This window comes from Fusicatenibacter saccharivorans (assembly GCF_015557635.1).
Lineage (GTDB): Bacteria > Bacillota > Clostridia > Lachnospirales > Lachnospiraceae > Fusicatenibacter > Fusicatenibacter saccharivorans.
In genome coordinates this window covers 79,043-101,295 of sequence record NZ_JADNOP010000006.1, presented here as the reverse complement: position 1 = coordinate 101,295, position 22,253 = coordinate 79,043, and the positions used below count along the sequence as shown (strand labels likewise).

The window sequence follows — 22,253 nt, the reverse complement described above, 5'->3', positions numbered from 1 at the left end:
TCTTTTTTCCTCACTTTTCTTTCTATCGTGCCAGAACCGGATCGGCTGCCGCATCCCACAGCAGGCTGTCCGTCTCACTTTGTTCCAGGTATCCATATTTTACCATTGCCGCCAGCACCTGCTTTTCCCGCTGCAGCGCCAGATCCGCGTGGCGCGACGGCGCGTAGGCGGACGGTGCATTCGGGATTCCGGCGAGGAGAACGGCTTCGCTGTCGGTCAGCTCCTGCGGTTCTTTCCCGAAGTAGCCAAGCGATGCTTCTTTCAGTCCATAGTAGCCATCCCCGAAATAGATGGTATTGATGTACAATTCCAGAATTTCTTCTTTCGAGAGCTGCCGTTCCACATAGAGTGCCGTCCACGCCTCTGCCGCTTTCCTGGCAAATGTCTTATTCTGATCGTAATACATGTTTTTTACCAGCTGCTGTGTGATGGTACTGCCTCCCTGCTCCGGTTTCATCACGCGGATATCATGTACAACGGCCCGCGCCATGCTGATCCAGTCTATCCCGTGATGTGTGTAATACCGATGATCCTCAACAGCAAGCACCGCTTTTTTGTACAGATCCGGCACCTGTTCAAGAGAAGCCCACTGTGCTCCGCTTCTGGCTTCCTCTACTGCCTGCGCGAGCGGCTTTTCCTTCACTGCCTTCTGATAGGAAACATATCCCTGGATTGCCCAGAACATTCCGGCCGTCAGCAGGATCAGGCAGAAAAATGCCAGAAAACCTCCAACCATTTTTCCCGCTGTTCCCCGGTGTTTTCGTGTTCTTTTTCTCATGGTTTCAAACCCCTTTGTTGTTCTTTCCTGCTTTCTATCCTACCATATCTCCCTTAACGCCTTCTTGCCTCTTTCTTAGGAATTCATTAAAATTTTGAAACTGTATGAAATGCATTTTGCACGTTTTTTCAAATAACCGCTGCTGCTGCGGAATACTTTAACCGAATCAGGCAAGTAGCGAAGCGGATTGCGAATATCCGCTTGACAAAACAGAAAAAGACAGACACCTGGCAGATTGTCAGGATGCCTGTCTCTTGTTTTTATCTTTTGGTTTTTCAGAAACGCTCTGTGATTATGCTGCGGTTCCGTAGTTCATTACATGAGCTGCTGACAGTGCTTTTCGAACGGCTACACCGAGAATTTCAGCTACTACAACGGAAATCACATCTTTTACAATGTACGGAACGGAAACTGCAAGGAACGAAGCCGGGATCGTGTTTCCTGTTACAATGGAAAACTGTACCACACCGAATGCGTGACATACCGCAAGACCTGCGATTCCAAGAACGAATGGTTTGCCCGGGAAGCCTTTTTTAATTCCGGCACCGCAGAGCATTGCCATCGGAATAAATCCGAAAATAAAGCCGCCGGCCGGTCCGAGAAGAGCGCCGAAGCCACCGCTCATGCCGGCATAAACCGGAACGCCGATCGCGCCGAGGATCAGATAAAGAGCGGACGATGCACCTCCCAATTTCCAGCCAAGCACGTAGCCGCAAAATGCCATTGCAAAGGTCTGCAGCGTCACCGGAACGCCGGTCGGAAGCGGAATCGTCACAATGGACAGTACCGCAAGCACTGCCGTCATCATGCCGGTCAGTACAATCTGTTTTGTTGTAAGTTTTGATTTTTTCATGAATGTAAGTCCTCCTCGCAGGTTCTTGTATGCAATTCTTTCTGTCTTTGAATTGTTAACCTTGTTACAATATAGGTTAATATTTCATTTTTGTCAATCTCTTTTTTAAAAATGCAGAGAGTTCTGCTACGATTCTGTTACACTTCCTGAAAATAGCGGTCACCCTCTTGTTTTCTGTTTTCTTTCTATGGTATACTATATAGTCTCGGAGTTTTTCCGGGAATTTTCACCCGATACAAACGATGAACTTTTACCTCATTTGAAAGGAGATACCCTCTATGAAACCTTCCGAAAATCCTCTCGGCTCGGAACCGGTCAGCTCTCTTTTGCGGCGTTTTGCGATTCCGAGCGTCATCGCGATGCTCGTCAGCGCCCTCTATAACATGGTAGACCAGCTCTTTATCGGTCACAGCATCGGCGTGCTCGGAAACGCAGCGACCAACGTAGCGTTCCCACTCAGCATGGTCTGCACATCCATCGGTCTGCTCTGCGGCATCGGCGGTGCTGCAAACTTCAATCTCTGCATGGGCAGACGAGAGCCGGAGCACGCGAAATCTTATGTTGGAAGTGCCATCTCCATGCTGGCAATCCTCGGTGTGATTCTCTGCGTTGCCGTTCAGCTTTTTCTGCGCCCGATGATGCTTCTCTTTGGTGCAACACCGGACGTCATTGATTACGCCTGTACTTACACCAGAATCACCTCCATCGGCTTCCCGTTTCTGATCGTCACAATCGGCGGCTCCAACCTGATCCGCGCGGATGGCAGCCCGAAATTTTCCATGCTGTGCAACCTGGTCGGCGCGATCGTCAACACGATTCTCGACCCGCTGTTCATCTTCGTTTTCCACATGGGCATGGCAGGTGCAGCGCTCGCCACGATCACCGGACAGATTTTATCATTCGCGCTCGTTGTCTTCTATCTGCGCGGTTTTAAAACGCTGCCGCTTTCTCTTTCCGATCTGAAGCCGAACATGGCCTGCTGGGCACGGATCGCTGCGCTTGGTGCAACTCCGGCATTCAATCAGGTGGCAATGATGGTTGTTCAGATCGTTATGAACAACACACTGACCTACTACGGCTCCAATTCCGTCTATGGAAGCGACATTCCGCTTGCATGCGCCGGCATTATTTCAAAGGTGAATATGCTGTTCTTCTCCTTTGTCATCGGCATTTCCCAGGGACTTCAGCCGATTGTCAGCTTCAACTTCGGTGCGCAGAAATATGACCGCGTGAAGGACGCCTATAAAAAAGCAGTTTTTGCGGCGACTGCCATTTCCATTGTCGCCTTCCTCTGCTTCCAGTTCTTTCCGCGCCAGATTATCGGCATTTTTGGTTCCGGTTCAGAAGAGTACCTGCATTTTGCAGAGCGGTACTTCCGCATTTTCCTGTTTTTCACATTCCTGAACGGTATCCAGCCGGTCAGCTCAAACTTCTTTACCTCAATCGGAGCACCGAAGAAGGGTATTTTTCTTTCGCTGACGAGACAGATTATTTTCCTGCTTCCGCTGCTGCTGATTTTTCCGTATCTCTTCGGCATTGACGGCGTGATGTACACTGCACCGATTGCAGACCTTGCAGCCGCATCAGTCAGCATCGTTATGGTCGTGCGGGAATTTAAGATCATGGCAGAGCTACAGAAGGCTACTGCCTGAAAACAGGTTTCTTTCCCGGAGCGTTTCTGCAAAAGACTTTTCGTGAGCTGCGGTCGCCAGAGTCTTGCTACAGATCATTGCCGTGTAAACAGGAAAGAATCCTGTCCGGAAAGTAAAAAATCGTATGCTGTTGCTTTTTCCACAACAGCATACGATTTTTTTATGTGTTATCCACACTTTTCTTTATTTATTCACATGCATCCACATCAGTCCATGCGAAGAATCATGGTCAGGATTCGTTTTGCACAAAGAGCGATTTCGTCGCGGGTGATGTATCCCTTCTCAAATGCCTCCTGTACGCGCTCCTCGTATCCGTTTGCCATCTTGATATCATTTCCGGCTTTTGTCTCGCGGTAATGCTCGCCGTGGGTCCACCAGTCGGTCGTTACCATTCCCTTAAAGTCCCACTCACCGCGCAGAATACCGGTCAAAAGATCCTTGTTCTCAGATGCCTGAACGCCGTTGATCAGGTTGTAGGACGACATGATTGTGTATGGATCTGCCTCTTTTACAATGATCTCGAAGGCTTTCAGGTAAATCTCACGCAGCGCACGCTCGGAAACGCGGGAATCGCTGTCTTTTCGGTTTGTTTCTTTGTTGTTGCAGCAGAAGTGTTTCACACTTGCCCCGATATGCTCGGACTGCATACCGCGTACCATTGCCGCACCGGATTTTCCGGCCACAAGCGGATCCTCGGAATAATACTCGAAGTTTCTTCCGCAGAGCGGGCTTCTGTGAATGTTGACAGCCGGGGTCAGCCAGATGCCGATATTGTTTTCTTTGACTTCCTCTCCGCCGGCTTTACCGATCTCTTCGATCAGCTCCGGATCCCAGGTGCAGGCAAGCAATGTTGCACACGGCCATGCGGTCGTGTTGACGCCACACTGCGGCTGAATGCGAAGGCCTGCCGGTCCGTCTGCGGTCATGATATTCGGGATGCCGTACTCAGGCAGATTTCCCATGCCAAACGTGTTGGCAACTCCTGTGTTCGGCTGACCGCCGAGCAGATGAATAAGTGCTTCTGTCGGAAGCTTATCTACAAACTCGTCGAGCGTTTCTTTTCCTTCGACCACATTCATCAGGTTCGGATTCGTCTTTGCTGCTTCCATAAGCTCGCCAAAGCTCTTTCTCTCCTGTGCTTTGACTGCCGGGAGGAAGCCTTCCAGAGTCAGCTTATCCTGACGCTCCAGTCCTTCTTCCTCGACAGGGCCGTTATCGGTCGGAAGCGCTTCGTAGGTTCCATCCGCAAGGAGACGTTTTTCCAGCTTATGCGGAGCTGCAAGGCTGGTGTACTGTGCAGTCACTTTTGTCTCTGCCAGATCGTAAGTGAAGTCCAGTTTCTTCGCATCTCTTACATTGTTTCCAACGTAGAAGACGTAGCTTCCTGCTTCGAGAATATAAGCAGACTTTGCAATTTTTCCGAGATCATCGAAGGATGCCATATCATTGATTGCAAAGGAGAGTACTATCGTCTGGCTCTCACCTGCCTGCAACAGTCTTGTTTTCCGGTAAGCGCCGAGCTCTTTGGCAGGTTTGCCAAGCTTACCCTGCGGTGCGCCGTAGTAAAGCTGTACAACCTCTTTTCCGGCGCGTTTTCCGGTGTTGGTAACGGCTGCTTTTACAACAATCTTTCCATCTTTCTCTTCTGCACCCAGAACTTCTGTCTCAAAGCTGGTGTAGGAAAGACCGAAGCCGAACGGATAATTGACCTTCTCCGCTGCGCCCGGAATTGTCTCGAAATAACGGTAACCAACGTAGATATCCTCGTTGTAATCCACGTAATAAACGGATTTATGGAAGTTCTCGGTGGATGGATAATCCTCGAGGGTTGCTGCGTAGGTATCAACCAGTTTACCGGATGGGTTGACATCGCCTGTTACAACGTCCGCTGCCGCGAGGCCGCCTTCCATGCCGCCCTGCCATGCCATCAGCACCGCCGGAATCTCTTTGCAGTCTTTGAACCAGCTGGTATCAACCATACCGCCGACGTTCATGACAACGATGACATTTTTAAAGTTTGCTTTTACTTTTTCTACCATGGCTGCTTCGCCGTTTGTCAGGCAGAAGTCGCCGTTTTCGAAGATGCTGGCGCTCAGCTCGATCTGTTTTTTCTCATCCTCAAACAGCTCATAGCCTTCCTCGGTGATCTGGCATTTGCGGTCCCAGCCCTCGCCGGAGAAGCGGCAGATGGTGATGATTGCGGTATCGGTATATGCTTTTGCTTTCTGTACCAGCTCGTCCGGTACTTCCGGCTCTCTTGTCATGCCCGGTACAGCGCCTGCAGCATACTGTTCTTTTACATTTTTCTCATAGAATTCCGGAAGTTCATGGAACAGAGAAACCTCCCCCTCGGCCTCTTTGATCTTCATGCCTTCGTAGAAGTTGCGGATATACGCAACGGTAACGTCACCGCTTCCGCCGCCGCCTTTTACGTAATCAATCGTTCCTTTTCCAAATAAAGCTACTTTTGTGCCTTTTGCGAGCGGCAATGTCTCGTTCTCGTTTTTCACCAGAACCATGCCTTCGCCTGCTGCTCTTCTGGAAAGTGCGATATGTTCCGTGCTTCCTGTTACTCTTTTTCCGTCTTTTCCCAGCGGCAGAACCGGCTGGTAAAGACTTCTCTGCCATTTACCCATTTTAAATTTACCTCCTGTGTTTTCCGGTGCGCAGATCGCTTTCCGAACGCGCCCCATTCTGTCTTTATGATACGAAGTTTTGGAGTGGATGTCAATTGATTTTTCAGCATTTTATCCTGTTTTTCGTTTCTTTTTCTTTTGATTTTATTCTATTTTGCCAATTTTTCAGGCATCCGTTGTTTCTTTCCTTTCTCTCAATATCTTGATCCGCAGGTGGATGCTCCCTCTGCGTCTCCCCGGTGTTTCTGCAGCTTGTCGCTTTTCTGTTATATCAGACACTTTTCTCATTTTGTGGATTGTCCGAAAAATAACAGCGTTCTATACTAAAGCGTGTCTGAAAACAAATCATCGGCATCCCCTTTCTTAGGTTCTCTTTGGGATACAACACAAGAATGGAGTTTTCTTATGAAGGTACTGATTTTATCCTGCAATACTGGCGGTGGCCACAATGCTGCGGCCTCTGCATTAAAAGAAAGTCTGAATTTTTATCACCACGAAGCCGAGGTTCTGGATCTGATGAGCCTCGGGCGAAAGCATACCTCCGCACTGGTCGGCGGAGCTTATGTGAAGCTCGTCTCCGTTTTTCCGGCCGGCTTCGGCGCACTCTATCAGCTTGGTGAGCTGGTACGGAAATTTCCCTGGAAATCCCCCGTTTACTATGCAAATGCGCGGCTTGGAAATGCGCTTGCAGATTATATTGATCAAAACCATTTTAATGCCGTTGTCACCACACATCTTTATCCGGCGGAAACACTGACCTGGATGAAACAGAAAGGGCGGCTGACGATTCCCTGCGTTGCCGTTGCCACCGATTACGCGTGCATTCCGTTCTGGGAAGAGACGAACTGCGATTACTATGTGGTTCCGCACAAGGATCTGATCCCGGAGTTTGCATCCTGCGGCATCCCGGAAGAAAAACTGCTTCCTCTCGGTATTCCGGTGCGGCCCGCATTTGCGCGCCCTGCATCCAAAGAGGATGTGCGCCGCCATCTCGGTCTTCCCGAGAATGCTCCGCTGTTTCTCGTCATGAGCGGCAGTATGGGATTCGGCAAAGTGCATCTGCTCGCACATGAACTTGTTTCCCGGCTGGAAAACGGCGAACAGGCTGTGATCATCTGCGGAAATAATAAAAAACGGATGCGTTCGCTCCGGCTGCAGTTCCATAAGAACCCAAATGTACATATCATCGGTTTTACACGCCACGTTGCGGAATATATGGCCGCTGCCGATGTGCTGTTTACAAAGCCCGGTGGCTTAAGCAGTACCGAGGCCGCTGTGCGGCGCGTTCCGCTCGTCCACACTGATCCGATTCCGGGTTGCGAAACAAAAAACCGTGCTTTTTTTGTCTCACGCGGAATGTCCGTGACCGGCGCACATCAGAAAGAGCTGGCAGAGGCCGGTATTTCGCTCGCCCGCGATGATGCACGTCAGATTGCGATGCTCGATGCCCAGCATCAAAACAGCCATCCGCAGGCGGGAACGGCAATTACACACCTTTTGGAAAAATTAGTTTCGGAGTAACTGCTTATGATGCTTACTGCTTATCTGTTTTATAGTTTTTTCGGGTATCTCTCGGGTAGCGTACTGTACTCGTACCTGATTCCAAAATACTTCTGCCACGTGGATGTCCGAACTGTGAATGAAGATCAAAATCCCGGTGCCTTCAACGCCTTTTCAGTGGCCGGACCGCGGATTGGACTGCTCTGCGTCCTGTGCGATATCGGGAAGGGATTTCTGCCGGTGTTTCTGGCGGCGCACAGTTCCGCTGTTTCGATGGGTTCCTGGATTTTCGCCCTGATTCTGCTCGCCCCGGTGGCCGGACACGCATGGCCGTTTCTGCAGCCTGCGAAAGGCGGAAAGGCGATCTCTGTCTCGTTCGGCGTGCTGCTCGGCCTCCTGCCGGATCTGCGGCCGGCGCTTCTTCTGGCGGCGTTTTATCTGACGTTTTCGTTGATTCTCATTATCCAGCCACACAGTCTGCGCTCGATCGTTTCGTTCTCCGGGTTTGCCGTTGCCGCACAAATTTCCCGCTTTCTTCCGTCCGTGCGGCTCGGCAGTCTGCTGGTATCACTCGTGGTGTGCTTCCGCCATCTTTTCAGCCTGCGGGAGCATGAGACCGAAAATGCTGCATTTACAATTCAGTCTTTGTCTGCTAAAATAAGGAAAAAGCAGAAAAAAGAATAATATTTACAGTTCATTTAAAACAGCGGCAAACAATTTACTTCAGGAGGATTGACACATGATTTCAGAAAAAATGGTAACTCTCGGCACAAAAAAATCGGTAATCCGCGAGATTTTCGAATACAGTAAAAAACGCGCTGCCGAGATCGGCACAGAAAACGTCTTTGATTTCAGTATCGGAAACCCAAACGTGCCGGCTCCGGCCTCCGTTCATGAGACCATCAAGGAGCTGCTCGATTCCAAAGACGATTACTATCTCTTCGGCTACACCTCCGCGCAGGGCGATGCCGATACCCGCGCCGCCGTTGCAGCCGACCTGAACAAACGCTTTGGTACCACGTTCCACGCTGACAACTTCTATATGACCTGCGGTGCAGCCGCTTCGCTCCGCATCGTCCTTGGCGCTTTAACCGTTCCGGGCGACGAGTATATCGTATTTACCCCGTACTTTCCGGAATACCGTGTTTTCATCGAATCTGCAGGCGCAGCCATAATCGAAACGCCGGCTGATTCTTCCACGTTCCAGATCGACTTTGACCGCCTCTCGGCCGCTGTCACAGCGCACACCAAAGGTGTTTTCGTCAATTCCCCGAACAATCCGTCCGGCGTTGTCTACACCGAAGAAAACATTCAGAAGCTCGCTGCTTTTCTGGAAACAAAATCTGCCGAATACGGTCATCCGATTTATCTGATCGTTGATGAACCGTACCGCGAACTTGTCTACGGAGACGTGGAAGTTCCGTATCTGACAAAATATTACAAAAACACGCTGGTCTGCTACTCCTACAGCAAATCCCTCTCCCTGCCGGGCGAGCGTATCGGCTACGTTCTCGTTCCGGATGAGGTCGATGATGCAAGAACCATCTACGCAGCCGTCTGCGGTGCCGGACGCGCCCTCGGCTTCGTCTGCGCACCAAGCCTGATCCAACACGTCATCGCCAAATGCGCAGGACAGGTTTCGGATCTTTCGGTCTACAAGAAAAACCGCGATCTGCTGTATGATTCATTAACCGCCTACGGCTTCACCTGCGTTCACCCGGACGGCGCTTTCTATCTCTTCATGAAAACTCCGGAACCGGACGCGTATGCATTCTGTGAGAAAGCGAAAAAATACGAACTTCTTCTTGTACCCGGCGATGACTTCGGTGCACCGGGATTCGTGCGGATTGCTTACTGCGTTACTACTGCGCAGATCGAGCGGGCACTGCCGGCGTTTAAGGAACTGGCGGGAGAGTATTTTGGATAATTTTTCAACTGTCAACTTTTCTTAAATAGATGTTGGGGGCAAAGGGCTTTTTGACCTTTTGACCCCGGTATCTTACATATAGTAAAAAACGGACACTGCTTCATCTTTGAAACGCAGCGTCCGTTTTTCTTTTATTCTCCTACATCCTGTTTTCCAATCACTACTTTACATCTTTTCTTCCACATCCCCTGTTCTGACACACGCGTACCGCTCGCTTTCGATGATCTGTTCCATCGCTGCCGCTCCTTTCTTTTGAGCTATCTCAATCGCATAAGGCGGGCAGGACTTGAACCTGCATTCTGTGCCTTATCCTCTACGAAAAATTTGCTGTACGTTCCACAAACATGAAACATTTTTCTGCACAGGTTTTGCCCGGTCAAAGCGGATATTCGCAATCCGCTTCGCTACTTGCTCATAACCGAATAGCTGCTTCGCAGCTTATCAGGAGTGGCTTATACCACTCCTGATACAAGCAAGTCCCCACCCACTGCTTATTGCTTTTCGCAATTGAAGCAGGGGACTTACTTGATTCGGTTAAACTACCGCCTTATTTTCAGCCACATTTTTTATGGATCCTGATGTGTATCAAATGCTGTTCCACTCTGACTTGCTTTATATCATCGGTGGAGATGCTATTTTCCTGCCTCATCCTTCTCTCTAAAGCTCAGGATTTCCTTCAGGGATCTTGGTTCATAATTCATCCATGGCTTCATGCATCCCACATTGTATGCCTGCGGTCTGCACTCATAAATGTGTCTGCTGCATTCCTCCTCCGCCATTTTTCTCAGGCACTCCTGATAATACGTATCCTCCATGCTGTCGTGTGTATGGCCATATAAAAGGATGGTTCCATGTCCCATATTTTTCCAGCTGAAAATCGGATAATGAAAGAGAACCAGATGATACTGTTTTCCGTCGATTCCGTCCTGAATTTCCTTGTAATCGCAGATCTCTTCGTATAGCTGCTGATACCGGTAATCATCGATGTGATCATGATTTCCTCTTACCAGAACCTTTTTCCCCTTCATTCTTGCAACCAGTGCAATAGCATCCTCTTTCTTTCCATATAAGGTGGCATCCCCGAGGATGTAAACGGTGTCGCTGTTCGTTACTTTCCGATTCCAGTTTGCAAGAATTGTCTCATGCATCTCCTCCAGATCCGCGAAGGGACGCTCGTCGAAGCCGATGCAGTTTTTATGCAGTAAGTGCAGATCGCTGATGTAGTAATTCATTTCTCCGGTTCTCCTTTCTGCACGTCTCTGTTCTTTTTGTGAATGTCCGTGCTTTGTTCTGTATATACTATATTACATATTTTCGATTTTTGCATTTAACTTCTGGTTTAATTTTTCATGTGATATGGTTTCTGGTTTTTCCCAGCTCCACACAGTACTGTCCAGACCTGATTTCCCTTTGGACAGTGCCTTTAGCTCTTCCACGCAGAATTCCGTCGCGCGTACGATGTACTCGTTGGCCATTTGTCTGGTAAGGATGGACAATTTCTCTTCTTTTCTCTGGACGAATTCCCCGCGGACTTCTTTTATAAGACCTTTCACATCGAATTCAGCAAGCTGTGCCAATGGCTCTTCTGTAAGATCCAGCTCCTGGATCATTTCCTGGGAAAGGCCATATTTTTTCGAAACATATTCATTTAATATCTCGTAGTCCCGATGCAGTTTTTCTACATTTCCAGGAGCGCTCGAATTCCAGCCATGCTCCTCATACATAAATCTCCGATATAGCATATCCTGGATCAGATGAAGATAATAGCCGAGATATAAATCATCCTTCTCCATGTATTTCCCGTATCTGTCGCGGAAAAATTCGAGATCGTATGTGTATCTGGTATTTTCGCAGATTTTCTTCTTTAAATGGCTATTTCCCGCCACCGCCCCATCCGGCAGAATCACCCCAAGGAACAGGCGGTTGATATCTCGAAACGAGACTTTCTTTCTCATCTCCTGTACAATTGCCAAGTGAATCATGCTTGATGCCATAGTGTCCTCTTTTCCTTTATTCTTCTACATTCTATTTTCCAATATCAGCTTTACATCTTTTGAAAGCTTTCTATCCATACTGCTAACTTTAACATTTTCATGCCGCATTTCCAGTTCTGACGCATGCGTACCGCTCGCTCTCAATCACTTTTTCCATCGATTTGACCGGTGTGCTGTCAATATTGTTCAGGAGATTCTGGAATGTCGTAACCGACTGGCCGCTGTATAGCTGGACACCTTTTCTCCGACTGTCGGCATGGAAAATATCGTTTCGGCTGTCTACATTCCAGAAAATAATATTCGGCAATTGGTAGCCGCAATACTCGTACTTTTCTTTCATATGATCATAAAACATCCAATTGCGGTCTCCGCATCTGTCGATCTCCATGTCAGATACAACGATCAGCGCTTTCGGCATTTCTTCCGGCGGTACATCGTGATCCATCGCTGTTTCCAGAACCCGCTCAAATGCAGCCTGAAGATTAGTATTCATCCCCCATTCCGTACGCTCGACGTATTTGATTTTCTGCAACAGGGTTTCCCCTCTCAGAGAAACAAATTCCGGCTTCTGGCTGAACGTCATGAAAAGATTGTGGTAAGCGCCCCGGTTCCGCTCTGCAAAGTAAATAGCAAGACCAATGGATGTCGCCAAGGGTCTTCCACTCATGGAACCGGAAACATCTGCAATGACAATTGCATTCGTTTCCTGCGCCACATAATCCGGCAGCTGCCTCCACTGCGCCTCCAATACCTGATTCCATTGACGTCCATACAGAACTTTTTCCACGAGATCATACGGGTACAGCGTCTCCGCATGAATCTTTTCTTTTCCATCCAGTGCCTTCGCCAGATACTGGTTAAAACGCTTTTCATCATGTTTTCGAAATGCGTTCCTGTAAATCATCATGGCTCTTCCGGAGACCTCCGGGTAAACGATCTCCTCCCACTTTCTTTCTGACATTTTCACTTCCAGCACACCGATATATTTCCGCAGAGAACGGACGATTCTTTTGAAGTTGTAAACAGGATAGCCGAGTTTCTGCGCCGTCAGAATGCCGAGTTTTCTCGTCTCCGTATTTTTAGAGTCTGCCGTTTTGATCCATTTAGCAAGCAGGGAAACGCTTTTTCCCTCCTGAAAGTTTTTCAGATCTGCTTCCAGCTGCTGCTTCATGGCACTCCACATCTCGTCCTCAACGCCAGTTCCGATCAGGCAGTACCAGTCGTCAAAACGGCCGAAAACACCAATCAGATCAAGGTTGGCAATAACTGCCTGCGGATGGTACTCGGCAAGATACTGTAGTAGAATCCGAAAGACACGTCTCTCGCCGAGACCTTCCCGGATATCACGCGCATAAAACAGGATTTTCAATGCGAACAGCGGGTCTGCCTGATATGCTTCCGCAAACAGAAGCTCAATTCTTTCCGGATCCGCTCTGCGCAGGGATCCAATTGTCGCAAACAGATCCAGCCGCGCATCGCCGGTTGTGTTCCGTGCTGTTGCTCCATTTTTTGTATAAGTTTTTGTCGCCTGCTCCCGTATCCATTCTGCAAAATCCATCGCTGCCGCTCCTTTCCTTCGTTCCACTGTTTTCTCCAGACATCCTTTTCTGGATCTATGGACTCCATTCTTTCTCGTTTGCTCTTCTGTTTTTTTCTGAGTGAGGGCCGGATTTGAACCGGCATCTTCGCCATTACCACTGGAAAAAAGTTTGCCGTTACGGTCACGCACATGACCGTTTTTTCGCGCTCTTTCTTTTAAGCTACCTCACTCGCGTAAGGCGGGCAGGACTTGAACCTGCATTCTGTGCCTCCCTATTCTCCTCAAAAAGTTGCTGTGTGTTCCACAAACATGAAACCTTTTTTTCTGCACAGGTTTTGCCCGTTAAACTACCGCCTTATTCTGTTATTTTAGTGTTTCTGTCTTCTGTCCCCAGCTCAGGATTTCCTTTCGGGATCTTGATTCATAATTCATCCATGGTTTCATGCATCTTTTCCAGATCATTTTCTGTAATAGCATTTTCCCCAGTGATTTTTTTCTTCCCGATTCGGATTTTAGGGTCTCTCACCGTAAAATTTCCAGTCGCAGATATCCCATGTCTCAGAAATTTTTCGAAATGCTTTTGATTTTCCCCACAGTGTTTTCGCCCGTCGAACCCTCTTATTTGCCGCGCGCTTTGCCCAACGGGAATTTTTGCATCGGCCTTTGCTGACGGGCGTTTTTTTACAGCTTCGGCTCATCAGCCTACTCCCCATCCAGAATTTTCTGATAGAGAAGTCTGCCTTCCTCACCGGCAAGCCGTCCGCAGATTTCTGCCCGTTCGGCGATAACAGGGATCTGGATATGTGCTTTGGCATCTGCCGTCTGTAGCAGCATCAGGTTTTGAAACATCGCAAAGCTGGCCATTTTTGTGTGGCGTCTGACGTGCTTTAATTTCACACTGACATGATCATCGTGGTATTTCACGTAATAAAGAAGTTCCTGTACATCGAAACACGGAATCACATACCCCTGCCGGTCCAGCTCCGGGATCACGATATCGCGCACGATTTCCATGCTTTTTTCGGGATGACCGTAGTAATGCATGTCCGGATCACACTCGTGTTTTCCCCTGCACTGTGCTTCAGGCTTTCCGATATCGTGCAGCAGCGCCGCCAGATAGACCATATCATTTTCCATCCTCCGCGGAAGATTGCAGACCACATGGAGGGAATGCATCCATAAGTCATACTGATGTGCACTGTTCTTCTGATCATAGCCGAACATGGTTTGTACGGCCGGAATCAGTGCTGCGATTTCTTCTCTCCCCGCATCCATCTCTTCCGCAGTTTCTGCTGTTTTCAACACATTCAACAGCTCGCTTAACTTCATGTGCTCATTCCCCCTTTCTGGTCTTTTTGTGAATATCCGTGTTTTGTTATGTATAGATGTTGGGGTCAAAAGGTTTTTTGACCCCTTTGATACCAGATTGCTACGTGCTTTGCACTCCCGCAATCTTCATGTATATACTGTATCACATGTTTTCGTTTTCTGCACTTAACCGCTGGTTTAATTTTTATGCTGTTCGCCCGGCGCAGAACCCGATCTGCCGGCTCTGTGGTTTCTTTTTCAGTCCGATCATCTCGAAATCGTCCGCTGTCAGAAGACATGCCTCCTCTTTTCCCAGCGTACCATTCTGATGTTCCCGAATCAGGCGGTCTGCCTGGCGCATGATAGCGTGGTCCAGCAGGTTTCTGACAAACCGTCCATTGCCGTAATTTTCTTCCCGACAGGCATCGGCGCAGATGGAAAAGCATTTTTCCCTTGTTCTTTCGTCCATCCGGTATTCCGATTTTTCCAGCATCAGATCCAGAATCTGCGTCAGTTCTACCGGTGAGTAATCCGGGAAATTCAGGTGAAAGGCAATGCGGCTTGCAAGACCTTCATTCTGCTCCAGAAACTCCTTCATCTTCTCCGGATATCCTGCAAAAATGACAATGACCTCATCCCGGTAATTCTCCATCTCCTGCACAATGGTATTGATCGCCTCGGCGCCATACGTGCGGTTGTCTTCTACAAGAGAATACGCCTCATCGATAAACAGAATGCCGCCACGCGCCGCCTGAAATTTACTCTCAACAATCTGTGCCGTCCAGCCGACATATTTTCCGACCAGATCCTGTCTGCCGCACTCTACAATGTGGCCATATTTCAGCACTTCCTCTTCCTTCAAGACCTGGGATAGCAGACGCGCCACGGTTGTCTTTGCTGTCCCTGGATTTCCGGAAAACAGCATATGCATGGATGACTGAACCCCCGGAAGACCCATCTGTTTCCGCATTTTCTGCATTTTGGCCGCCGCCAGAATCTCATCTGTCACTTTCTTTACATCCGACAGGCCTACCATTTTCTGCAGCTCCACATACGGCTTGTCTGTCTTCTTTTTCAGTTGAATTTTGACGAGGTCTTTTTGTTTGTAGGCCTTGTAAATATGCGTTTTTAATCCGCTTCCGTACCATCTGTTGTAGGCAGAAAAGATATCCGATACAGAATACAATTTCTTTTCTTTCGGAAGATACCGCGTCAGCTCTTCTATCGTGTAGTCGTGATACTCTGTCTTATCCGCCAGACGTTTCAAATAGCCCGTCGCCCGTTCCAGATCTCCCTGGCCTTCCTGAATCTGAATCAGATCCGCGTTGGAAAGAATTTCCGCTATCGTCTCATCCGATACGCTGCGGCTTCCGGAAATGTCCACAAAGATAAACAATGTAGAATTTCCATACTCATTCAGTTTCTTCCCAAGTGTTTTCGCCAGATCATAATTGCCGGTGGCATACATTCCTGTACTCTTTTCACCTTCCAGATTCAGAATCACTGTTCCGCCTCTAGCACTGGAGAAAATATTGTCAAAATTATCTTCCCGCTCTGCCTTGTATGTCATCTTCTGCACATCGTAAACTCTGCCGCTCAGCAATCGTTGATTCTCCAGCAGTGCCGGAATCAGAAGATCTATCATATCATCCGCAGCCGCTTTGTCACCGGCTGTGATCAGATAATGAACCGGATGCCCAACAAAACGTTTTTCATTTTCCGGGGCGTAAATCCGCTCCATTTCGTCATAGAAGCTTTCCGATGCCATAATTTCCTGCATCTGCTCCGCCTGCTTTTGTCTGGTCATATTTTGAGCGGTATAAATCCGTTCACTTACCTGATACGCAACAGGTTCAAAAAAACTGTGATGTTCTGGTTCTATCGCAAGTTTTAATTTTTCCTTCAGCGACCCGCTGTAACACTCCGTCCAGTTATTCCGTTCTGCCCGAACCAGTTCTTTGCAAAACGCATCATTTGTGATCTCCTCATACGCAAGCAACTCAATTTCCGGCAGTATCTTCTGAATACAATCCACACATACCCGGGGAACCACTTCCATCTCAAGTGCAGCCACAATCGTCATCTGACCATTCAGAATATCACTGATCATAATGAAAAACTTCTTTTCTGTACGGTAGGCAGTGTAAAACTTGCTGTTCCATTCCGCAGCATCACTCCGTCTGGAATAGAGACGCTCATATCCTTCCTTCGTTGAATCCTCCTGTTCCAGATTCAGTTTTGAACAGTCTGCTGTGTATTTGTAAAGAATCATTCGCTGCTACCTCCCTTGGAGCTTTTACTGGTAATCCTTCTGTTGTCTCTTTCTACCTGCTATCTTACCACCTGCCGTATCCCATATGTGGACAGGTTCTTGTCTATACGAAAACCAGACAATTTTCTGGTTTTTCTATTTCTCCATAACAGGTACTTACTTCTTTTTTCTTCTGCATTTCTGTACAGTATTTCGACACTGGAATAACGGCTACAATCACAACATGTTCTTTTTTCTCGCAGTTTCCCAGCAAGCCAATCATATACCGCAGCTCTTCTTTTCTGTCGGCAAAATTTTTTCTGCTTGTCATCATCGGCACTTCATCAATCACAAAAACAGAAATTGCTCCATTCTCTGCTTTCTGCGCTATGATTTCTGCCATTCTCTCCACCATCATCGCTGGTGTATCATCAATTTCTATCTTGGAAAGCTCCTCCTGCCCGTACATGCTCTGCAGAATCTTCCACATCTCCTTCTTTTCATGCTGCAGTGAAAAAAGGAGAACTCCATCCTCGCTGGTTTTTCGCTCTTTCCAGCCATATGCAACCGCTTTTTTCGTTTTTCCGCTCGCCGCAGATCCCGCCAGGAAAATCATCCTTCTGCCCCTCCCTCATCTTTCAGAAAAATTTCAAGCATACGTCCAATTACCATATTGTCTCGTTCTACCAGATCTCTGGCTGTTCCAAACATGAATCGAAATCTCAAATCGAAAATCATTCTGGCCTGCTGTTCATCCAGTCCATACTGCTTTTCCAGTGCCAACGCTGCAATCCCCTCATTTGGGTAGTCCGCTTTCATGATCTGGCAAAGTTCATCTTCATGGCATTGTGCCCAGCTTTGTGCTTCCAGCGTGTGTTTTCTTTCCAGAAGCATGTTCTTTCTTCTTACCAGATACTCTGCAAAATACTCCAGCTCTTCCTGGCTGTATCCGATCCACTGACCCGAAATATCCCAAAGTGGTTCTATTTGTTTCATTTCCCGAAGAAGATGCTCTTTTTCCTCCAGAAAAGCTTTCCATCTCCCCTGTTTTTCCCGTTCAAGCGGCTCTTTTTCTTTCTCAGGAGCTTTTTCCCACTTCTGCAGTATTTCATTATAGTCCTCCGCTTTTTCCACCATGGTAAGAAATACCTGTTTTGCTTCAGAATTTTTTCTCATAACAGAATACAGAATAGCCAAAAGTGCATCCAGTACATATATTTTATTTTGCCCGCACTTTTTCTCCAAATATTCCTGTTTCGAAACAAACAGCCTAATCACGCCATCTCTGTTGTTTGTGCGAGACGGAACGATGATATAGGCCTTATCCTTTTCTTCAGGAAAATCTTCTGCCCTTCCTTCAAACACGACTTCCGTGGCATCTTCAACGCAGATTTCCGTCAGTGGATCAAAACATTCCAGAAATTCTAAAATACCCATATTGCACCTCTCCTTTATTTCCCGATCTGATCTGCGGTTCTTTTCGTTTTCCCGGGTTTCCGCTTTTTGGCCTTTCGGATATAATTTTCACTGAACTGCTTTTCCCGTTCAATCCAGTCCTGCGTTCTCTTCTCAATCACAAATGGAAGTTCTCTCCAGATCATCCTGAGCTGTTCTTCTGTGATCTCCGGCACTTTCTTTAAAATTGCCTCCCGCAGATATACACCGCCTCCGCTGCAGGAATCCGGGAAACAGTTTTCTTCGCTGATGGCATCCAGAATTTTTTTATAATATTTTCGATACATCTGATATGCTTCGTAATGTGCAATACGGTTCACATGATCTTCGATTCTGGATTCCTCTTCTTGTTTCAGAATTGTTTCCTTGTTGATTCCACCGCTGTTCACATTCGCATAATACATCGCATATGCTTTAGCTTCTTCCAGACTTTGGAATGTGCGGAGAAATCTGCCGAAGTTATGAATATCACCATCTGAAAACGTAATCCAGTCATAATATGCCAATTCCGGCGGAAAATGATTTTCTTTTCCGTAAAGCTCTGCACATTCCTGTCTGCTGACAGAATGATAATCCCACGGACCGATGATATCATCGTAATCCGCGTAGAAAAGAATATAGGCTTCCACCTTTGCATCACTGTATATCAGCATCGGGCTGTGCTCCTCGTACTGATACAGAATCGAGTATTTTACACCCTTGATTTTTCCGTCATTCCTTCTCATCAGCAGTGCGTAAACGCCCATCTCAGAATTGTCCGGAATATTGTTCACATGCATCGGCTTCCAGTTAAATTCGTTCTCCGTCAGTTTCTCCTTCTCGCGTTTTTTCCGGCGTTCCGCCATTTCCCGATCCATTCTTTCCCTGTACAGAACGCTTCCGATGTAATCATATCGTTCCAGATGCTCCACGCCAATTGCCCGGCCGGCCAGATCGATGGCATAAAAATGCCAGAAATTTTCCTTTTCCCGTTTCGCCTCCGCAGCCGCTTTGCTGTACTCATCCAGAATGTCTTCCCGGATCAGTGCATTTTCTTTCTCCAGATATTTCCAGCCGTGATCTTCTGCTTTATATTTATGACGATAACCAATTCTTTCATCGGTCGTCTCAAAGATCGGGAAAAGTTCGGTACTTTTGTAAAATGGTGTCTCTTCAAATCCGAAAATATACTCTTTTCCCTCTTTGCTGAGCAGACATACACATCCCGGGCCGCCCATTCCAGAAGGGGGATCCTCCTGTGCAAACACAACGGTTTTCCAGAAGTCTTCTGTTAAATCCGGTAAATCAAACGTGTGATCTCTATCCATATCTCTGGCTCTCTTCCTTTCCTTTTTCCGTTGCATAAAAAGTTCTCTTTTATTCTGTTCTCAGATCTTCTCTCGGCTGATTGGAAAGCACAATCACCATCTGCTTTCTGTGAACCGTTTCATACTGAACATCCATCCACATTTTCTCAACATGTGGACACTCTTCCATTCCGATGCCGTACACATACATATCATCGTATTTCTCCGGTATCTCACTCCGATATTCATAGTATTCAGATGACCAGTCATTTCGATTTACGATAGAAAAATGTCTGCCGATCTGCAGATACGGTTTTAGATCCCGGAACAAAAGCTTCTGTTCCACACTCCGTTTGATATCCCGCGGTTCTTCCGAAATCATAAGTTCCATCGCCGGATTCATTGTATCATCTTTACTGCACCAACATTCTCCTTCCGGTTCCGGCAAAGCCGTATAGACATCTCTGTAAAATTCCACATCCACCATTCCGACTCCATAGATGTAAAAGCCGGCATATTTCTGTTCCGGAATGTCTGACATCATCAGATAATCGTGGTAATAACCATCCTCAAAACAGATGGATAAGCGGACATTGCGTGCAACATATTTTCTCAGTTCTTCAAATTTAATTGCCATCAGAAAACTCCTCCTTTGTCAGTACCAGTTTTACTACTTCGTGTGCGAAAAAATTATCTTCTTTTTCGAAAATGTTACCCAGCACAACCATGACCGGGCCGTCCTCTACTTCTCTGAACCCCAGCTTCCGCAGCAGGCTGATCGTTGGTTCATTTTCTGTCTGGGTTGTCACATACAGCTTATCGATGAAAAGATTCTTTCCGTTTGCAGAAACCCCATCACCAAAGAGCTGATTAATCAGCTCTCGGCTGGCTTCTTCACAGTAGCCGTTTCTTCGGTATTCTCTGGCGATATAAAATTCAATTTCGTATTCGTCTTCCATTTCTCTATGTACGCCTACGTAACCAATAAACTTGTCTTTCTGCTGTTTGGGAAAAATGGAATAGGTGCAAAGCTCATGATCGGTTCTCTCAAAGTAGTTGGCAAACCCCATCACATGTTTTTCGGATGGGCTGACTCCGCAGAATATGTAGAAGTCGCCATCATCCCGCAGCATTTGTAAAAATGCCTCGGAGTCTCTGTCCGTCCGGCTTGGGAGAAGGAATAATCTTTCAGTTTCGATTGCAGATCCTGTGTTCATTTGTGATCTCGTCTCCATTCTTTTGTACGTTGACTGTGAGTTTTCATGTTTCAGGAGTGAGGGCTGGAATCGAACCAGCGACAATAGATCTTTTGCTGTACCGACCACACCCATGATCGGCTTGGTTTCTCTGCTCTACCATGGCTGAGCTACCTCACTCATATTTCTCTTTTAACTTTTGTATTCCTTATGTGATTCCACTCTGTCAGGAACCAGCCTGCTCCGCCGGAATATCTCCGCCGGTTCTTCTGCGATCTCACTCCAGCCGGCTTTCAACAGGAATTCTTTTGTTACGTCTGCTTCCTGAATTGCGAAAAGTTCGTTCAACGTCATATCGAGTTGTTCCTCCTGATCTGTTCGGTATTCTGATGCATCCGCCGGTGTTCTGATGTACTCCTATTATTCCACTTCTCTCCGGCATTTGCATTGAACTTGTGGTTTACTTTCCGGGTATGCCTTATCTTATCATGGAACCGTTCCTGCATGTGGACACTCTTTTGGCCACTTCTTCTGTTGCCTTTCTTTTACATCGGGAAGTTTCTGTCCATTACCAGATTCTTGTTTTCTCAATTGCCGCAAGAAATGCCAGCATAGAAATTCTATTATTGGTCAGTGTACCGGATTCCGACAGAAAATCATAAATCACTGTGCATTCCTTTCTTTTCAGGACAGCTTCCGCCAAGGTATACAAAGCTTTCACAAATTCCTGCTCGGCACGATAATATTCTTCTAAGGCTTCTTTATCCTCACGTCCGTTAACCGGATCAAAACATGCCCTCACATACGCTGCTCTGGCTGCTTTCCGCTGCATCTCAAGATATTCTGCCTGCACCTGATCTGCGATTCCATCCAGTTCCTTTTGCAGCGTGTTGTAAATTTCATTCAGCTCCGTGCGTTCGTACTTCTCTTTCGTGTCGTAAGGCGGTACCTTTGTTTTCCATTGGGATGCCAGTTTGAAGCTTTTGTTTTTCAAATCGACAACATACGCATAGCGTGGACGCATGGTTCCACTCCACAATCCGGTTCGCAAAAACGGATGATTGGAATAGAAAAATTCGTAGGAACAGGATGAAAAATCAGCCCCAGGTTTATCATATTTTTCCTGGTTGTATTTATGTTTAAACATAATAAGGGCTTTATCTTCTACCGTGGCGTCATACAGAAATCCGCCATATGGATCGTCTAATCTTTCCTCTCGCAGCCACCGGACATCAAACGGAGCGCGCGTCAGAAATTTCATTCCTACATCGCCCCACCACATCGTGTCGTTTGTATTGTGGAAGAAATGACCATAGATGCGGATGTCGCGGTAAAAATTGTCGGTTTGCGGTGTGATGATTGAAGAAACTTGTTTTGCCAGATCATTTACATTCATAAAAACCTCTTTTTTATTTTTTAAGCTATGCACTAATCCCACCATAATGTAATCCTCCCTGTTCTGCTGATTGTCTCGATCTGCTGATTTTCTTTTCCGTTTACAATTTCTGCACAAAGCTCCACCGTTTCTTCTGTAATCTCGACCGCCTCCTTTTTCGAAATCCGACGATCACTTTGAAAGGTCAGCGTATCATGCGAAAGCTCCACCAGCTTTAATCCATATTTTTCTTCCCATCTTTTTGCCACCCGTCCCATGGTTTCGCTGTCCGGGCAAGAATTGAAATCGCCCCAATACCTGCCCAGACAGCTGAATATCTCATATGCATGCGTCACATCAAAATTCACCCGGATGCCTTCCGGTTCTTTTTCTTTCTCCCGGAAAATCCATTCATCTCCGCTGCATGCCCTTTGCAGATGCTTTTCCTTCCAGACACACAACTCCATAGAATCCATCTCACAGATAATTGTCGTCATATCTT

General features: G+C 47.2%; 20 protein-coding genes and 2 tRNA genes. 4 read left to right on the top strand and 18 right to left on the bottom strand.

What is annotated here, in order from left to right:
• Positions 1 to 22: 22 nt before the first annotated feature.
• Entirely contained in the window at positions 23 to 778 is a 756-nt protein-coding gene (locus tag I2G42_RS06815; protein ID WP_070103231.1) for a transglycosylase domain-containing protein, read from the bottom strand.
• Between the two features lie 292 nt (positions 779 to 1,070).
• A complete protein-coding gene (locus I2G42_RS06810) occupies positions 1,071 to 1,631 on the bottom strand; it encodes a biotin transporter BioY (protein ID WP_022461328.1) in 561 nt (186 codons plus the stop codon).
• A gap of 278 nt (positions 1,632 to 1,909) precedes the next feature.
• Between I2G42_RS06810 and I2G42_RS06805 the strand changes: the two genes are divergently transcribed.
• On the top strand, positions 1,910 to 3,283 hold the full coding sequence (locus I2G42_RS06805; protein ID WP_055228051.1) for an MATE family efflux transporter: 1,374 nt from the start codon (positions 1,910 to 1,912) through the stop codon (positions 3,281 to 3,283).
• Positions 3,284 to 3,489: 206 nt separating this feature from the next.
• Here the strand turns inward: I2G42_RS06805 and I2G42_RS06800 are convergent, their stop codons facing one another.
• Entirely contained in the window at positions 3,490 to 5,919 is a 2,430-nt protein-coding gene (locus I2G42_RS06800; RefSeq protein WP_055228052.1) for a glycoside hydrolase family 3 protein, read from the bottom strand.
• 405 nt (positions 5,920 to 6,324) lie between these two features.
• On the opposite strand from I2G42_RS06800, the gene I2G42_RS06795 reads away from it, so the two are divergent.
• Genes I2G42_RS06795 through I2G42_RS06785 form a run of 3 tightly spaced genes read left to right on the top strand, consistent with a single transcriptional unit; the run spans position 6,325 to position 9,346 of the window.
• On the top strand, positions 6,325 to 7,440 hold the full coding sequence (locus tag I2G42_RS06795; protein WP_055228053.1) for an MGDG synthase family glycosyltransferase: 1,116 nt from the start codon (positions 6,325 to 6,327) through the stop codon (positions 7,438 to 7,440).
• Positions 7,441 to 7,446: 6 nt separating this feature from the next.
• On the top strand, positions 7,447 to 8,103 hold the full coding sequence (locus I2G42_RS06790; RefSeq protein ID WP_243109144.1) for a glycerol-3-phosphate acyltransferase: 657 nt from the start codon (positions 7,447 to 7,449) through the stop codon (positions 8,101 to 8,103).
• A 55-nt stretch (positions 8,104 to 8,158) separates the two neighbouring features.
• Positions 8,159 to 9,346 (top strand): pyridoxal phosphate-dependent aminotransferase, encoded by a 1,188-nt coding sequence (locus I2G42_RS06785; RefSeq protein ID WP_055228054.1) that lies wholly within the window; start codon positions 8,159 to 8,161, stop codon positions 9,344 to 9,346.
• 632 nt (positions 9,347 to 9,978) lie between these two features.
• Here the strand turns inward: I2G42_RS06785 and I2G42_RS06780 are convergent.
• From I2G42_RS06780 to I2G42_RS06710, 15 genes are all read right to left on the bottom strand, one after another.
• Complete coding sequence (locus I2G42_RS06780; protein ID WP_055228055.1) at positions 9,979 to 10,578, bottom strand: metallophosphoesterase; 600 nt, start codon at positions 10,576 to 10,578, stop codon at positions 9,979 to 9,981.
• Positions 10,579 to 10,650: 72 nt separating this feature from the next.
• Positions 10,651 to 11,340: a hypothetical protein gene (locus I2G42_RS06775; RefSeq protein WP_055228056.1), complete on the bottom strand. Its 690-nt coding sequence runs from the start codon at positions 11,338 to 11,340 to the stop codon at positions 10,651 to 10,653.
• Positions 11,341 to 11,437: 97 nt separating this feature from the next.
• A complete protein-coding gene (locus I2G42_RS06770; protein WP_330611281.1) occupies positions 11,438 to 12,925 on the bottom strand; it encodes a DUF2828 family protein in 1,488 nt (495 codons plus the stop codon).
• Positions 12,926 to 13,114: 189 nt separating this feature from the next.
• A tRNA-Phe gene (locus tag I2G42_RS06765) sits at positions 13,115 to 13,237 on the bottom strand.
• Between the two features lie 345 nt (positions 13,238 to 13,582).
• Complete coding sequence (locus I2G42_RS06760) at positions 13,583 to 14,209, bottom strand: HD domain-containing protein (protein WP_117814099.1); 627 nt, start codon at positions 14,207 to 14,209, stop codon at positions 13,583 to 13,585.
• A 184-nt stretch (positions 14,210 to 14,393) separates the two neighbouring features.
• On the bottom strand, positions 14,394 to 16,460 hold the full coding sequence (locus I2G42_RS06755) for an AAA family ATPase (RefSeq protein ID WP_117814097.1): 2,067 nt from the start codon (positions 16,458 to 16,460) through the stop codon (positions 14,394 to 14,396).
• Positions 16,461 to 16,563: 103 nt separating this feature from the next.
• A complete protein-coding gene (locus I2G42_RS06750) occupies positions 16,564 to 17,055 on the bottom strand; it encodes a P-loop NTPase family protein (RefSeq protein WP_055228060.1) in 492 nt (163 codons plus the stop codon).
• Positions 17,052 to 17,876 carry a hypothetical protein gene (locus I2G42_RS06745; protein ID WP_055228061.1) on the bottom strand — a complete coding sequence of 275 codons (825 nt, stop codon included), beginning with the start codon at positions 17,874 to 17,876 and terminating at the stop codon, positions 17,052 to 17,054. Before I2G42_RS06745 ends, I2G42_RS06750 begins: the two co-directional genes overlap by 4 nt.
• 14 nt (positions 17,877 to 17,890) lie before the next feature.
• A complete protein-coding gene (locus I2G42_RS06740; RefSeq protein WP_119207755.1) occupies positions 17,891 to 19,201 on the bottom strand; it encodes a hypothetical protein in 1,311 nt (436 codons plus the stop codon).
• A gap of 49 nt (positions 19,202 to 19,250) precedes the next feature.
• Positions 19,251 to 19,817 (bottom strand): hypothetical protein, encoded by a 567-nt coding sequence (locus I2G42_RS06735; protein WP_055228063.1) that lies wholly within the window; start codon positions 19,815 to 19,817, stop codon positions 19,251 to 19,253.
• Positions 19,807 to 20,397, bottom strand: a complete 591-nt coding sequence (locus I2G42_RS06730; RefSeq protein ID WP_055228064.1) for a GNAT family N-acetyltransferase — start codon at positions 20,395 to 20,397, stop codon at positions 19,807 to 19,809. The genes I2G42_RS06735 and I2G42_RS06730 overlap by 11 nt, the downstream gene beginning before the upstream one ends.
• Positions 20,398 to 20,451: 54 nt before the next feature.
• Positions 20,452 to 20,556: transfer RNA gene (locus I2G42_RS06725), tRNA-OTHER, on the bottom strand.
• Between the two features lie 12 nt (positions 20,557 to 20,568).
• Positions 20,569 to 20,730, bottom strand: a complete 162-nt coding sequence (locus tag I2G42_RS06720; RefSeq protein WP_156327583.1) for a hypothetical protein — start codon at positions 20,728 to 20,730, stop codon at positions 20,569 to 20,571.
• Positions 20,731 to 20,944: 214 nt separating this feature from the next.
• A complete protein-coding gene (locus I2G42_RS06715) occupies positions 20,945 to 21,772 on the bottom strand; it encodes a hypothetical protein (RefSeq protein ID WP_147398111.1) in 828 nt (275 codons plus the stop codon).
• Positions 21,773 to 21,804: 32 nt separating this feature from the next.
• Complete coding sequence (locus I2G42_RS06710; RefSeq protein WP_055220049.1) at positions 21,805 to 22,248, bottom strand: DUF4253 domain-containing protein; 444 nt, start codon at positions 22,246 to 22,248, stop codon at positions 21,805 to 21,807.
• Positions 22,249 to 22,253 lie beyond the last annotated feature (5 nt).

What these genes read in the sequence shown, in the direction of transcription:
- I2G42_RS06805 (WP_055228051.1), top strand. Translation starts at nt 1,910, where the DNA reads ATGAAACCTTCCGAAAATCCTCTCGGCTCGGAACCGGTCAGCTCTCTT.
- I2G42_RS06795 (WP_055228053.1), top strand. Translation starts at nt 6,325, where the DNA reads ATGAAGGTACTGATTTTATCCTGCAATACTGGCGGTGGCCACAATGCT.
- I2G42_RS06760 (WP_117814099.1), bottom strand. Translation starts at nt 14,209, where the DNA reads ATGAAGTTAAGCGAGCTGTTGAATGTGTTGAAAACAGCAGAAACTGCG.
- I2G42_RS06745 (WP_055228061.1), bottom strand. Translation starts at nt 17,876, where the DNA reads ATGGGTATTTTAGAATTTCTGGAATGTTTTGATCCACTGACGGAAATC.
- I2G42_RS06730 (WP_055228064.1), bottom strand. Translation starts at nt 20,397, where the DNA reads ATGAACACAGGATCTGCAATCGAAACTGAAAGATTATTCCTTCTCCCA.
- I2G42_RS06815 (WP_070103231.1), bottom strand. Translation starts at nt 778, where the DNA reads ATGAGAAAAAGAACACGAAAACACCGGGGAACAGCGGGAAAAATGGTT.
- I2G42_RS06790 (WP_243109144.1), top strand. Translation starts at nt 7,447, where the DNA reads ATGATGCTTACTGCTTATCTGTTTTATAGTTTTTTCGGGTATCTCTCG.
- I2G42_RS06780 (WP_055228055.1), bottom strand. Translation starts at nt 10,578, where the DNA reads ATGAATTACTACATCAGCGATCTGCACTTACTGCATAAAAACTGCATC.
- I2G42_RS06755 (WP_117814097.1), bottom strand. Translation starts at nt 16,460, where the DNA reads ATGATTCTTTACAAATACACAGCAGACTGTTCAAAACTGAATCTGGAA.
- I2G42_RS06810 (WP_022461328.1), bottom strand. Translation starts at nt 1,631, where the DNA reads ATGAAAAAATCAAAACTTACAACAAAACAGATTGTACTGACCGGCATG.
- I2G42_RS06710 (WP_055220049.1), bottom strand. Translation starts at nt 22,248, where the DNA reads ATGACGACAATTATCTGTGAGATGGATTCTATGGAGTTGTGTGTCTGG.
- I2G42_RS06720 (WP_156327583.1), bottom strand. Translation starts at nt 20,730, where the DNA reads ATGACGTTGAACGAACTTTTCGCAATTCAGGAAGCAGACGTAACAAAA.
- I2G42_RS06785 (WP_055228054.1), top strand. Translation starts at nt 8,159, where the DNA reads ATGATTTCAGAAAAAATGGTAACTCTCGGCACAAAAAAATCGGTAATC.
- I2G42_RS06750 (WP_055228060.1), bottom strand. Translation starts at nt 17,055, where the DNA reads ATGATTTTCCTGGCGGGATCTGCGGCGAGCGGAAAAACGAAAAAAGCG.
- I2G42_RS06715 (WP_147398111.1), bottom strand. Translation starts at nt 21,772, where the DNA reads ATGAATGTAAATGATCTGGCAAAACAAGTTTCTTCAATCATCACACCG.
- I2G42_RS06740 (WP_119207755.1), bottom strand. Translation starts at nt 19,201, where the DNA reads ATGGATAGAGATCACACGTTTGATTTACCGGATTTAACAGAAGACTTC.
- I2G42_RS06800 (WP_055228052.1), bottom strand. Translation starts at nt 5,919, where the DNA reads ATGGGTAAATGGCAGAGAAGTCTTTACCAGCCGGTTCTGCCGCTGGGA.
- I2G42_RS06775 (WP_055228056.1), bottom strand. Translation starts at nt 11,340, where the DNA reads ATGGCATCAAGCATGATTCACTTGGCAATTGTACAGGAGATGAGAAAG.
- I2G42_RS06735 (WP_055228063.1), bottom strand. Translation starts at nt 19,817, where the DNA reads ATGGCAATTAAATTTGAAGAACTGAGAAAATATGTTGCACGCAATGTC.